This is a genomic window from Streptomyces sp. MspMP-M5, from assembly GCF_000373585.1.
GTDB lineage: Bacteria > Actinomycetota > Actinomycetes > Streptomycetales > Streptomycetaceae > Streptomyces.
In genome coordinates this window covers 115,090-127,520 of record NZ_KB891854.1, presented here as the reverse complement: position 1 = coordinate 127,520, position 12,431 = coordinate 115,090, and the positions used below count along the sequence as shown (strand labels likewise).

Here is a 12,431-nt window from a genome sequence, read left to right as displayed (position 1 = left end):
GCAGCCGCACCCCTCCGCTCCGAGGTTCACCCGATCGGATGGTCCGCCGGGGTCAGTCCCGGGCCGCGCCGTTGCGGCGCACGCCGTCGCCGAGCTGCCCGGCCAGGGTCCGGACGGCGGCCAGTCCGGCGTCAAGGTCGCCGTCCGCCGCCAGCAGGCACTTGACGAACGCCGAGCCGACGATCACACCGTCGGCGAAGCGGGCCACCTCGGCGGCCTGCTCGGCGTTGGAGACGCCGAGGCCGACGCAGACCGGGAGCCCGCGGCGGGCGCCCGCTGTGGCGCGGGTGCGGGCCACCAGGTCCTCGGCCTCCCGGCCGACGGACTCGCGGGTGCCGGTGACGCCCATCAGGGACGCGGCGTAGACGAAGCCGCTGCCGGCCTCGGTGATCCTGGCCAGCCGCTCGTCCCGGCTGCTCGGCGCGACCACGAAGACGGTGGCCAGGCCGTGCTGCTCGGCGGCCTTCCGCCAGACCTCGGACTCCTCGACCGGGAGGTCCGGCAGGATGCAGCCGGCGCTGCCCGCCTCGGCGAGGTCGGCGGCGAACCGCTCGACGCCGTAGCGGTCGACGGGGTTCCAGTACGTCATGCAGAGCACCGGTGCGCCGGTGGCGGCGTGCACGTCGCGGACCGTGCGGATGACGTCGACGATCTTGATGCCGGCGCGCAGCGCGATGTCGTCGGCGGTCTGGATCACCGGGCCGTCCAGGACCGGGTCGCTGTGCGGCAGCCCGACCTCGACGATGTCGCAGCCGCCGTCGAGCATCTCGGTCAGCGCCCGGATGCCGCCGTCGACGGTGGGGAAGCCGGCCGGGAGGTAGCCGACCAGCGCCGCCCGGTCCTCCGCCCTGGCCTGCGCCAGGACGGACGTCAGGAGTTCGATGTTGCCCGCCATCACTTGTCCCCCTCGCCGGTGCGGGCCGCTTCGTCCGCGTCGTTGTCGTAGAGCCCGAAGTAGCGGGCGGCGGTGTCCATGTCCTTGTCGCCGCGCCCGGAGAGGTTCACCAGCAGCAGGCCGTCGGGGCCCAGCTCCCGGCCGACCTCCAGGGCGCCGGCCAGCGCGTGGGCGCTCTCGATGGCCGGGATGATGCCCTCGGTGCGGGACAGCAGCCGCAGGGCCTGCATCGCCGCGTCGTCGGTGACCGCGCGGTACTCGGCGCGGCCGGCGTCCTTGAGGTAGGCGTGCTCGGGGCCGATGCCCGGGTAGTCCAGGCCGGCCGAGATCGAGTACGGCTCGGTGATCTGGCCGTCCTCGTCCTGCAGGACGTAGCTGCGGGAGCCGTGCAGGATGCCGGGGGTGCCCTCGGTGAGGGTGGCGGCGTGCTCGCCGGTCTCGATGCCGTGGCCGCCGGGCTCACAGCCGATCAGCCGGACGCCGGTGTCGGGCAGGAAGGCGTGGAACAGGCCGATGGCGTTGGAGCCGCCGCCGACGCAGGCCAGCGCGGCGTCCGGCAGGCGGCCGGCGCGCTGGAGGATCTGCCGGCGGGCCTCGACGCCGATGACCCGGTGGAAGTCGCGGACCAGGGCCGGGAAGGGGTGCGGGCCGGCGACCGTGCCGAAGAGGTAGTGGGTGCGGTCGACGTTGGCGACCCAGTCGCGGAACGCCTCGTTGATGGCGTCCTTGAGGGTGCGGCTGCCGGACTTCACGGCGACGACCTCGGCGCCGAGCATCCGCATCCGGGCGACGTTCAGGGCCTGCCGCCGGGTGTCGATCTCGCCCATGTAGATGGTGCATTCGAGGCCGAAGAGGGCGCAGGCGGTGGCGGTGGCGACGCCGTGCTGGCCGGCTCCGGTCTCGGCGATGACCCGGGTCTTGCCCATGCGCTTGGTGAGCAGGGCCTGGCCCAGCACGTTGTTGATCTTGTGTGAGCCGGTGTGGTTGAGGTCCTCGCGCTTGAGGAACACCCGGGCCCCGCCGGCGTGTTCGGCGAACCGCGGCACCTCGGTGAGGGCACTGGGCCGGCCGGTGTAGTTGACCATCAGGTCGTCGAGCTCGGCGGCGAAGGCCGGGTCGGCCTTGGCCTTCTCGTACTCGGCGGCGACCTCGTCCACCGCGGCGACCAGCGCCTCGGGGATGAACTTGCCGCCGAAGGCGCCGAAGTAGCCCTCGGCGCTGGGGACTTGGCCTTCCGGATCGGGAAGGAAGAAACGGGAACTGTCGGAGGACATCTGAGCACTCCTCGACCGGGGCGCGGCGCCCCGGAGGTCCGGTATGTCGGGATGACGTGACGGCTGCTCCGCGCACTGCCGCGCCGCCGGGTCCCGTCGGCCGACTCCCGTCGTCCGCCCGGCAGGTGGGCGGGAGTCCGACGACAGGGCCTACGGGGACGGACGCATCAGTGCGCGGTCCCCGGGCGCCATCGCCGCCCGTTGATCTGCCCCGGCTCGGAGCCGATGTGGTACCGCACGCGGCGCCCCCGGACCCGCCGGGCGGGCGCCCGGCAGCCACGGTGCCACGAGGGGAGTGCCGAGAACTTCGCTTCGGGGCGGAGGGGGGCGGCGGTCATCTCGGGGTGCCTGTCTTCCCTGGCCCGGTCAGTCCCGGCCGTGCCGGATCGCCGGGTGGGAGCCGGCCGCGACCAGGTCGGCGACCGCGGCCTTGGGGTCCTTGCCGGTGACCAGGGACTCGCCGACCAGGACGGCGTCGGCGCCGTCGTTGGCGTAGGCGATCAGGTCGTGCGGACCGCGCACGCCGGACTCGGCGACCTTGACGATGTGGTCGGGGATCTCGGGGGCGACCCGGGCGAAGGTGCCGCGGTCGACCTCCAGGGTCTTGAGGTTGCGGGCGTTGATCCCGATGATCCGGGCGCCGGCGTCCACCGCGCGGGCGACCTCCTCCTCGTCGTGCGCCTCGACCAGCGGCGTCAGCCCGATCGACTCGGCCCGCTCGATCAGCGAGACCAGCGCCTCCTGCTCCAGCGCGGCGACGATCAGCAGCGCGAGGTCGGCGCCGTAGGCCCGGGCCTCCCACAGCTGGTAGGCGGTGACGATGAAGTCCTTGCGCAGGACGGGGATGTCGACCTTGGCGCGGACGGCCTCCAGGTCGGCCAGCGAGCCGCCGAAGCGGCGCTGCTCGGTGAGGACGGAGATCACCGCGGCGCCGCCCGCCTCGTAGTCGGCGGCCAGGCCCGCGGGGTCGGCGATCGCGGCCAGCGCGCCCTTGGACGGGCTGGAGCGCTTGACCTCGCAGATCACCCGGACGCCCTCGCCCTTCAGGGCGGCGACGCCGTCCTTGGCCGGGCGCGCCTTGCGGGCCCGCTCCTTGAGCTCGTCGAGGCCGACGCGCGCCTGCCGCTCTGCGAGGTCGGCGCGGACTCCGTCGATGATCTCATCGAGCACGCTCACGCGAGCGGCCTCCTTCTTGAACGGTGGAGGTGGACAGCGGCCCGTGGGACGGAAACCGTTGTCCCGGCCGGTCCTCCGATGGTATCCGCCGCGAGGGGCAGGTCCCGCATCCGGTTGACCGTGGTCCCACAACCTGGACAACTCCGGGTTTCCCGGCGGTTCGCCCCGGGGGCCGCGGCGGGCCGCGGACCGGTGCGTGTCACGGGCGCAGTCCGGCGCCGAGGGGGAGGTTGCGGACGAGCGTGAAGACCAGCAGCAGCCCGCCCAGCGCCCACCAGTGGGCCGCCCGGGGCCGCGGGCCCGCGGTGGGCAGTCCGCGCACCGCGCGGGCGACCCAGACCAGCCAGAAGAGCGCGAACGCGGCGTATCCGGCCATCGCGGGGGCGTTGGCGGCGAGCGCCGCGAGGAGGTCGCCGTGCGCGACGGCGTGCGCGCTGCGCAGCCCGCCGCAGGCCGGGCAGAGCAGGCCGGTGAGGTGCCGCAGCGGGCAGACCGGGTAGTGGCCCGGTTCGTTGGGGTCGACGGTGCCGACCCAGGTGAAGGCGGCGGCCACCGCCGCCAGGGTGCCGGCCGGCGCGGCGAGCCGGCGCAGCGGGCCGCGGGAGGCGTCCGGCCGCGGCCGGACCACTTGCTCACTCACGGTGCCGATGGTGCTACCGGACGCGAGAAGGCGCAGCTTCTTCGCCGCCGTACGGGGCGCGGGCCGTACGGAGCGGGAAGCGGCGCCTTCGGGGTGTTGCCGAGCGGGGCTCAGCTCTCCTGCGGCTGGGCCTTGGCGGCGGCGGGCGCGGCGGAGCGCTTGGGCTCCTGGCCGAGGCCGGCCGCCCGCATCACGCCACCGACGACGGCACCGGCGCCGATCAGCACCATGCCCGCCCAGAAGCCGGCCACGTTGGCCATCACGATGAAGGCACCGGCCACGCAGAAGCCGATGAACGCGATGATGCTGCCGGTCCAGGCGGCGGGGGTGTGTCCGTGGCCACTGCTCGACATGGAGTGCTCCTCGTTACTGAAGTCGCGCCGGGGTCCGAGCGCGCGAATGTCGTCGTCCATTGTCACCGATGCCGGGCGGAGCCCTTTTACCGGGTGGGGTCCTCGCCGCGGTCCAGGGACTTCCAGATCTCCTCGGGGCGCTCCAGGTCCGGCGGCGCGGCGGCGCGCCGCGGGCCGCGGGCGCCGCCGGGGGTGCGCTCGTACCGGCCCGACATCGCGGGCCAGCGGCGGCCGAAGACCAGGGCCAGCACCCCGGCGAGGAGCAGCAGCAGGCCGCCGGCGGCGGCCACCCAGGGCCAGCCGGTGTGGGTGACGTGATGCACGTCGGCGCCGTTCAGGCCGACCGCGTCGGCGGCCTTCTCGCGCAGCGCCGAGGTGTCGGCGTAGCCGAGGGCGGCGGCGGCGGTGACGCCCAGGCCGCTGAGGGCCAGCAGCGCGGCGACCACGATCCGGCCGGCCCGGCGGACCGCGAAGACGGCGACCAGGGCGGCCAGGCCGACCACCGCCAGCGCGCCGGGCACGCCGGTCACGTCGGCGCCGGTCACGGTGCGCGGCAGCTCGCCCTGGGCCAGCGCCGCGGTGCCCTGGGCCCAGGTGCGGCCGGAGGCGAGCAGCGCCAGGCCCGCGCCGGCGGCGCCGAGCAGCAGCGCCAGGGCGAGGGAGCGCTTGGCGCTGCTGCGGGGCCGGGCCGGGGCGGGGGCCGGCTCGGTGTCGGTACGGGACTGGGGTGCGGCACTCACGCGTACCACTATCGCCTACCGGCCCCGGCGGGCCGCCGCGCGGGGGTGCGGCAGGTCATTTCCCGAGGTGGTTGGCGGTGTGGACGGCGCGGAGGACGGCGGCGGCCTTGTTGCGGCACTCGGTGTCCTCGGCGTCCGGGTCGGAGTCGGCGACGATGCCGGCGCCGGCCTGGACGTAGGCGGTGCCGTCCCGCAGCAGGGCGGTGCGGATGGCGATGGCGGTGTCGGAGTCGCCGGCGAAGTCCAGATAGCCCACGCAGCCGCCGTAGAGGCCGCGCCGGGTCGGCTCCAGCTCCTCGATGATCTGCAGGGCGCGCGGCTTGGGGGCGCCGGAGAGGGTGCCGGCGGGGAAGCAGGCGGTGAGCACGTCGAAGGCGGTGCGGTCGGCGGCGACCGTGCCGGTGACGGTGGAGACGATGTGCATGACGTGGCTGTAGCGCTCGACGGACATGAAGTCGACGACCTCGACGCTGCCCGGCTCGCAGACCCGGCCCAGGTCGTTGCGGCCCAGGTCGACCAGCATCAGGTGCTCGGCGCGCTCCTTGGGGTCGGCCATCAGCTCGTCGGCGAGCGCCTGGTCCTCCTGGACGGATGCGCCGCGCGGGCGGGTGCCGGCGATCGGGTGCACCATGGCCCGGCCGTTCTCGACCTTGACCAGCGCCTCGGGGCTGGAGCCGACGACGTCGAAGGGCGCCCCCTCGGGGCCCCCGTTGCCCTCGAAGCGGAAGAGGTACATGTAGGGGCTGGGGTTGGTGGCCCGCAGTACACGGTAGACGTCCAACGCGCTTGCCGTGCAGGGGGTTTCGAACCGCTGCGAGGGCACCACCTGGAACGCCTCGCCGGCCCGGATGCGCTCCTTGACGTCCTCGACGGCGGCCTTAAAGGAGTCGGCGCCCCACTCGCCGGTGTACGGGGGCAGGGCGGTCGGCGGGAGCGCGGCGGCGCTCGCGGGCGCGGGGCGGGCGAGGTCGTCGGCCATGGCGTCGAGGCGGGCCACCGCGTCCGCGTACGCCTCGTCGACGCCGGTCGCCAGGTCGTTGTGGTTGATGGCGTTGGCGATCAGCAGGACCGTGCCGCTCCAGTGGTCCAGGACGGCGAGGTCGGAGGTGAGCAGCATGGTCAGCTCGGGCAGGCCGAGGTCGTCGGTGGTGTGGTCGCCGACCCGCTCCAGGCGGCGCACGATGTCGTAGCCGAGGTAGCCGACCATGCCGCCGGTGAACGGGGGCAGTCCCTCGCCCTCGACGAGGTCACGGGGAGTGTGCAGGGCCTCGACGGTGGCGCGCAGCGCGGCGAGCGGGTCGCCTCCGGTGGGGACGCCGACCGGCGGGGTGCCGAGCCAGTGCGCCCGTCCGTCGCGGGTGGTGAGCGTCGCGGCGCTGCGGACGCCGATGAACGAATACCGCGACCAGGTGCGGCCGTTCTCGGCGGATTCGAGGAGGAAGGTGCCGGGGCGCTCGCCGGCGAGCTTGCGGTAGAGGCCGACCGGGGTGTCGCCGTCCGCGAGGAGGCGCCGGGTGACGGGGATGACCCGCCGGTCCGCGGCGAGCGTGCGGAAGGTGTCGAGGTCCGGTGTGGCGGTGCCGGTGGTTCCCGAGGTCATGGGAGCGGAGCCTACTGGCCGGCGGTGGGCGCACTCACGAGGACGTCCGAATCGAAGCAGGTGCGGGCGCCGGTGTGGCAGGCGGCGCCGACCTGGTCGACCTTGACGAGGACGGTGTCGGCGTCGCAGTCGAGGGCGACGGACCGGACGTGCTGGACGTGCCCGGAGGTGTCGCCCTTGACCCAGTACTCCTGGCGGCTGCGGGACCAGTAGGTGCAGCGGCCGGTGGTGAGGGTGCGGTGCAGCGCCTCGTCGTCCATCCAGCCGAGCATCAGCACCTCGCCGGTGTCGTACTGCTGGGCGATGGCCGGAAACAGACCGTCGGCGCCGCGCTTGAGGCGGGCGGCGACGGCGGGGTCCAGCGCGGATGCGGTGACGCGGCTGCTGCTCATGGGTCCATTGTGCCGTGCGGCATCCTGCTGCCATGGACCAGTCGCCCTCCCCTGACGCGCCACCGCCGCCGGACCCGGACCGGGTGGCGAAGGTGGCGGTGCGGGTGCTGGTCGCGGTCTTCGCGGCGGCGCTGGTGGCCGCGGTGGTGGTGGGGGTGCTGGTGCTGCGGGGCTGACGGGCCTGCGGGGCCGGCGTATGCGCCGTGGCAGGCGGGGCGGGGCGGTCGTAGGCTGGCCGTATGTCGACCCATGCGAAGCGTGAACGGCTCCTTCTGGCCGACCTGTTGGAGAGCGCGGGCCCCGAGGCGCCGACGCTGTGCGAGGGCTGGACGACGCGGGAGCTGGCCGCGCACGTGGTGGTGCGCGAGCGGCGCGCCGACGCGTCGGCGGGCCTCCTGGTCAAGCCGCTGGCGGCACGGCTGGAGCGGGTGCAGGCGGAGTTCGCGGCGAAGCCGTACGAGGAGCTGCTCCGGCTGATCAGGACCGGCCCGCCGAGGATGTCGCCGTTCGCGCTGAAGCCGATCGACGAGGCGTCCAACACCGTGGAGTTCTACGTCCACGCCGAGGACGTGCGGCGGGCCCAGCCGGACTGGGCGCCGCGCGAGCCGGACCCGGTCTTCGCGGACGCGCTGTGGGCGCGGCTGGAGCGGGCGGCCCGGGTGCTGGGCCGCAAGGCGCCGGTGGGGCTGGTGCTGCGGCGGCCGGACGGGCAGACGGCGGTGGCGCATCGGGGCACTCCGGTGGTGACGGTCACCGGCGAGCCGGGCGAGCTGACGCTGTTCGCGTTCGGGCGGCAGGAGGCGGCACAGGTCGAGCTGGACGGGGACAAGGACGCGGTGGCGCGGGCGCTGGAGGCGGAGCTGGGGGTGTGACCGGGGCGCCTCGGCCCCGGCGCCCGGCGCACGCGGGCCTCAGGGCGTGCCCTTCGCCAGGTGGGCCCGCAGGATGCGGTCGAGTTCGCGGGCGGCGCGCGGCGGTGAGACGTCGCCGCGGTGCGCGACCGAGACCACCCGGTGCATGCCGGGGGTGGCGAACGGGGTGACGCGCAGGCCGGAGCGTTCGGCGACCATGCTGGGGACGACGGCGATGCCGAGCCCGGCCCGGACGAAGCCGAGCACGGCGTCCATCTCGCCGCCCTCGACGGTGAAGGTGGGTTCGAAACCGGCCGCACGGCAGGCCGCGGTGGTGAATTCCCGCAGGTCGTAGCCGCGGCGGAACATCGCCAGCGGGCGGCCGCGGAGGTCCTCGACGCGGATCCGGGTGCGCCGGCCGGTCACCGGGGCCGGGCGGCCGGGGGCGGAGACCACGACCAGTTCCTCGCGCAGCAGCTCGGCGGTGGCCAGTGCCGGGGCCTGGCCGGGCAGCGGGGTGATGATCAGCGCCAGGTCCAGTTCGCCGTCGGCCAGGGCCCGGACGAGGTCCTGGGAGCCGTCCTCGGTGACGATCAGCTCGACGCCCGGATAGCCGGCGTGGAAGGCGCTGAGCACGTCGGGGACGAGGCTGGCGCAGAGGCTGGGCGGGGCGCCGAGGCGGAGCCGGCCGCGGCGCAGCTGGGCGACCTCCTGGACCTCGCGGCGGGCGGTCTCGGTGTCGGCGAGGATCCGGCGGGCCAGCGGCAGCAGCGTCTCGCCGGCGTCGGTGAGGGTGATGTGGCCGCGGGCGCGGTGGAAGAGTTCGGCGCCCAACTCCCGTTCCAGGGCGCGGATCTGCTGGGAGAGCGAGGGCTGGGCGACGTGTTCGCGCTCGGCGGCGCGGGTGAAGTGGCGGGTGTCGGCCACGGCCGTGAAATAGCGGAGCTGCTGCAGCTGCATGGGGCGAATATAGATCAACGATAGGTCCAGCCTATGGAGATCAGCTCCACCATGTCTTGGACTGATGGCGGGCCGCATCCCTACCGTCGGCCTCATGGCATTGGCAACGCGGACGGACCGGCGGTCGTCGAATCAGCACAGCGCGCGGCAGCGCTCCGTGAGGGGCGGTGGTCGGGCGACGGGCGGGCGCACGATGTGGGACAGCTCCGTCGGCAAGAAGACGGTGATGGCCGTCAGCGGCCTGATCATGCTGCTGTACCTGGTCGCCCATGTGATCGGGAACCTGAAGATCTTCTTCGGGCCCGCGGAGTTCAACCACTACGGGCACTGGCTGCGCACCGTCGGCGAGCCCTTCATGCACTACGAGTGGACGCTCTGGCTGATCCGGGCCGTCCTCGTCGTCGCGGTGGTCGCCCACGCCACGTCCGCGTACCAGCTCAGCCGGCGCGACATCAGGGCGCGGCCCAGCAAGTACGTGCACCGCAAGCGGCGGGCGAGCTATGCGACGCGCACCATGCGGTGGGGCGGGGTCATCCTCGGCCTGTTCATCGTCTGGCACGTCCTCGACCTGACGACCGGCACCGTGCACCCGGGCGGATTCCAGGAGGGCCACCCGTACCAGAACGTCGTGGACACCTTCTCCACCTGGTACGGCAACGTCATCTACCTCGTGGCGATGCTCGCCCTCGGGCTGCACATCCGGCACGGCTTCTGGAGCGCCGCCCAGACCCTCGGCGTCGGCAGCCGGGCCCGCGACCGGGCCCTGAAGACCGTCGCCAACGTCCTCGCGCTGCTGCTCACGGCCGGCTTCATCGCCGTCCCCGTGGGCGTCATGACCGGAGTGGTGAGCTGAGATGACCCCCTACACCGACTACACGACCGGGGAACCGGCCGCCGACACCAAGGCCCCCGCCGGCCCGATCCACGAGCGCTGGGACACCCGCCGCTTCGAGGCGAAGCTCGTCAACCCCGCCAACCGGCGCAAGCACACGGTCATCGTCGTCGGCACCGGGCTCGCCGGCGGCTCGGCCGGCGCCACCCTCGCCGAACAGGGCTACCACGTCGTCCAGTTCTGCTATCAGGACTCGCCGCGCCGGGCCCACTCGATCGCCGCGCAGGGCGGCATCAACGCCGCGAAGAACTACCGCAACGACGGCGACTCCGTCCACCGCCTCTTCTACGACACCGTCAAGGGCGGCGACTTCCGGGCCCGGGAGTCCAACGTCCACCGGCTGGCGCAGATCTCGGTCGAGATCATCGACCAGTGCGTGGCGCAGGGCGTGCCGTTCGCCCGCGAGTACGGCGGTCTGCTCGACACCCGGTCCTTCGGCGGCGTCCAGGTGTCCCGCACCTTCTACGCCCGCGGCCAGACGGGCCAGCAGCTGCTGCTCGGCGCCTACCAGGCGCTGTCCCGGCAAATCGCCGCGGGGAACGTGGAGCTGCATCCGCGTACCGAGATGCTGGACCTGATCGTCGTCGGCGGGCGGGCCCGCGGCATCGTGGCGCGGGATCTCGTCACCGGGAAGATCTCCGCCCACTTCGCGGACGCGGTGGTGCTCGCCTCCGGCGGCTACGGCAACGTCTTCTACCTGTCGACGAACGCCATGAACTCCAACGCCACCGCGGTGTGGCGGGCCCACCGCCGCGGCGCGCACTTCGCCAACCCCTGCTTCACCCAGATCCACCCGACCTGCATCCCGCGCACCGGCGACCACCAGTCGAAGCTGACGCTGATGAGCGAGTCGCTGCGCAACGACGGCCGGATCTGGGTGCCCAAGGCCAAGGGCGACACCCGCCCGCCGCACCTGATCCCCGAGGACGAGCGCGACTACTACCTGGAGCGCATCTACCCCTCCTTCGGCAACCTGGTCCCGCGCGACATCGCCTCCCGGGCCGCCAAGAACGTCTGCGACGAGGGCCGCGGCGTCGGCCCCGGCGGGCAGGGCGTCTACCTGGACTTCGCCGACGCGATCCGGCGGATGGGCCGTGCGGCCGTCGAGGCGAAGTACGGCAACCTCTTCGACATGTACCAGCGGATCACCGACGAGGATCCGTACCGGGTGCCGATGCGGATCTATCCGGCCGTGCACTACACGATGGGCGGCCTGTGGGTCGACTACGACCTGCAGACCACCGTCCCGGGGCTGTTCGCGATCGGCGAGGCCAACTTCTCCGACCACGGCGCCAACCGGCTCGGCGCCAGCGCGCTGATGCAGGGCCTGGCCGACGGCTACTTCGTCCTGCCGTCCACGATCAACGACTACCTGGCGCGCAACCCGCACCAGGACCCGGTCACCTGCGAACACCCCGTCGTCCAGGAGGTGCTGGCCGACACCGAGGACCGGCTGAACCTGCTGCTGGCCGTCGACGGCGACCGCACCCCCGACTCCTTCCACCGCGAGATCGGCGCACTCATGTGGGAGTACTGCGGGATGGCCCGCACCGACGCGGGCCTGCGCAAGGCCCTGGAGCGCATCCCGCAGATCCGCGAGGAGTTCTGGCGGCGCATCAAGGTGCCGGGCACCGGCGAAGAGTTCAACCAGTCGCTGGAGAAGGCCAACCGCATCGTCGACTACCTGGAGCTCGCCGAGCTGATGTGCCTCGACGCGCTGCACCGCGCCGAGTCCTGCGGCGGCCACTTCCGCGAGGAGTCGCAGACCCCGGACGGCGAGGCCGCCCGCCGGGACGAGGAGTTCGGCTACGCGGCGGCCTGGGAGTTCACCGGCACCGGCACGGCCCCCGTCCTGCACAAGGAAGACCTGGTCTTCGAGTACGTCCACCCCACCCAGCGGAGCTACGCATGAGGCTCACCCTGCGCGTCTGGCGGCAGCGGAACGCCGGCGCCGACGGCGCCATGTCCACCTACGAGGTGGACGACATATCCCCGGACATGTCCTTCCTGGAGATGCTCGACACCCTCAACGAGGAGCTGATCCTCAAGGGCGAGGACCCGGTCGCCTTCGACCACGACTGCCGCGAGGGCATCTGCGGGGCCTGCTCGCTCGTCATCAACGGCGACGCGCACGGCCCGGAGCGGACCACCACCTGCCAGCTCCACATGCGGTCCTTCAAGGACGGCGACACCATCGACGTGGAGCCCTGGCGGGCGGCGGCCTTCCCGGTCGTGAAGGACCTGGTCGTCGACCGCTCGGCCTTCGACCGGATCATCCAGGCCGGCGGCTACATCACCGCGCCGACCGGCTCCGCACCGGAGGCGCACGCCACGCCGGTGCCGAAGCCGGACGCCGACGCCGCCTTCGAGCACGCCGAGTGCATCGGCTGCGGCGCCTGCGTCGCGGCCTGCCCCAACGGCGCGGCGATGCTCTTCACGTCCGCGAAGGTCAACCACCTCAACGTGCTGCCGCAGGGCGCGCCGGAGCGCGAGTCCCGGGTGCTGGACATGGTGGCCCAGATGGACGCGGAGGGGTTCGGCGGCTGCACGCTGGCGGGCGAGTGCGCCACCGCCTGCCCCAAGGGCATCCCGCTGTTCAGCATCACGCGGATGAACCGGGAGTTCGTCCGGGCGGCGCGCCGGCAGCGCTGACCGGGC

At 73.5% G+C, this 12,431-nt stretch carries 15 protein-coding genes; 5 read left to right on the top strand and 10 right to left on the bottom strand.

Annotation, left to right across the window (positions count from 1 at the left end):
• Positions 1 to 52: 52 nt before the first annotated feature.
• From trpA to hisI, 9 genes are all read right to left on the bottom strand, one after another.
• Positions 53 to 895 carry a tryptophan synthase subunit alpha gene (trpA, locus tag B073_RS0103750; RefSeq protein WP_018536752.1) on the bottom strand — a complete coding sequence of 281 codons (843 nt, stop codon included), beginning with the start codon at positions 893 to 895 and terminating at the stop codon, positions 53 to 55.
• Positions 895 to 2,169 (bottom strand): tryptophan synthase subunit beta, encoded by a 1,275-nt coding sequence (trpB, locus tag B073_RS0103745; RefSeq protein WP_018536751.1) that lies wholly within the window; start codon positions 2,167 to 2,169, stop codon positions 895 to 897. The genes trpA and trpB overlap by 1 nt, the downstream gene beginning before the upstream one ends.
• Before the next feature lie 167 nt (positions 2,170 to 2,336).
• Positions 2,337 to 2,507 (bottom strand): tryptophan biosynthesis modulator TrpM, encoded by a 171-nt coding sequence (gene trpM, locus B073_RS49215; protein WP_420706421.1) that lies wholly within the window; start codon positions 2,505 to 2,507, stop codon positions 2,337 to 2,339.
• Positions 2,508 to 2,535: 28 nt separating this feature from the next.
• On the bottom strand, positions 2,536 to 3,345 hold the full coding sequence (gene trpC / locus B073_RS0103740; protein WP_018536750.1) for an indole-3-glycerol phosphate synthase TrpC: 810 nt from the start codon (positions 3,343 to 3,345) through the stop codon (positions 2,536 to 2,538).
• Positions 3,346 to 3,544: 199 nt separating this feature from the next.
• Complete coding sequence (locus B073_RS0103735; protein ID WP_018536749.1) at positions 3,545 to 3,973, bottom strand: DUF2752 domain-containing protein; 429 nt, start codon at positions 3,971 to 3,973, stop codon at positions 3,545 to 3,547.
• Positions 3,974 to 4,095: 122 nt separating this feature from the next.
• A complete protein-coding gene (locus B073_RS0103730; protein ID WP_018536748.1) occupies positions 4,096 to 4,338 on the bottom strand; it encodes an HGxxPAAW family protein in 243 nt (80 codons plus the stop codon).
• A gap of 86 nt (positions 4,339 to 4,424) precedes the next feature.
• Positions 4,425 to 5,078 (bottom strand): TIGR02234 family membrane protein, encoded by a 654-nt coding sequence (locus B073_RS0103725; RefSeq protein WP_018536747.1) that lies wholly within the window; start codon positions 5,076 to 5,078, stop codon positions 4,425 to 4,427.
• 55 nt (positions 5,079 to 5,133) lie between these two features.
• Entirely contained in the window at positions 5,134 to 6,678 is a 1,545-nt protein-coding gene (locus tag B073_RS0103720) for an anthranilate synthase component I (protein WP_018536746.1), read from the bottom strand.
• Between the two features lie 11 nt (positions 6,679 to 6,689).
• Complete coding sequence (gene hisI / locus B073_RS0103715) at positions 6,690 to 7,070, bottom strand: phosphoribosyl-AMP cyclohydrolase (protein WP_018536745.1); 381 nt, start codon at positions 7,068 to 7,070, stop codon at positions 6,690 to 6,692.
• Between the two features lie 32 nt (positions 7,071 to 7,102).
• Here hisI and B073_RS46210 point away from each other — a divergent pair, with 32 nt between their 5' ends.
• Together B073_RS46210 and B073_RS0103705 are read left to right on the top strand one after the other, a co-directional pair.
• The gene (locus tag B073_RS46210) at positions 7,103 to 7,246 is read left to right on the top strand and encodes a hypothetical protein (RefSeq protein WP_158690083.1); all 144 of its coding nucleotides are present in this window, start codon (positions 7,103 to 7,105) and stop codon (positions 7,244 to 7,246) included.
• Between the two features lie 63 nt (positions 7,247 to 7,309).
• Positions 7,310 to 7,942: a TIGR03085 family metal-binding protein gene (locus B073_RS0103705; protein WP_018536743.1), complete on the top strand. Its 633-nt coding sequence runs from the start codon at positions 7,310 to 7,312 to the stop codon at positions 7,940 to 7,942.
• A 39-nt stretch (positions 7,943 to 7,981) separates the two neighbouring features.
• On the opposite strand, the gene B073_RS0103700 is transcribed toward B073_RS0103705, so the two are convergent.
• Positions 7,982 to 8,881, bottom strand: coding sequence for a LysR family transcriptional regulator (locus tag B073_RS0103700; RefSeq protein WP_018536742.1), 900 nt, complete (start codon positions 8,879 to 8,881; stop codon positions 7,982 to 7,984).
• Positions 8,882 to 9,074: 193 nt separating this feature from the next.
• On the opposite strand from B073_RS0103700, the gene B073_RS0103695 reads away from it, so the two are divergent.
• The 3 genes from B073_RS0103695 to B073_RS0103685 are packed head-to-tail and all read left to right on the top strand — an operon-like array spanning position 9,075 to position 12,425.
• A complete protein-coding gene (locus tag B073_RS0103695) occupies positions 9,075 to 9,734 on the top strand; it encodes a succinate dehydrogenase (protein ID WP_018536741.1) in 660 nt (219 codons plus the stop codon).
• 1 nt (position 9,735) lies between these two features.
• Positions 9,736 to 11,685 (top strand): fumarate reductase/succinate dehydrogenase flavoprotein subunit, encoded by a 1,950-nt coding sequence (locus B073_RS0103690; RefSeq protein ID WP_018536740.1) that lies wholly within the window; start codon positions 9,736 to 9,738, stop codon positions 11,683 to 11,685.
• A complete protein-coding gene (locus tag B073_RS0103685) occupies positions 11,682 to 12,425 on the top strand; it encodes a succinate dehydrogenase/fumarate reductase iron-sulfur subunit (RefSeq protein WP_018536739.1) in 744 nt (247 codons plus the stop codon). Before B073_RS0103690 ends, B073_RS0103685 begins: the two co-directional genes overlap by 4 nt.
• The last annotated feature ends 6 nt before the right edge of the window (positions 12,426 to 12,431 follow it).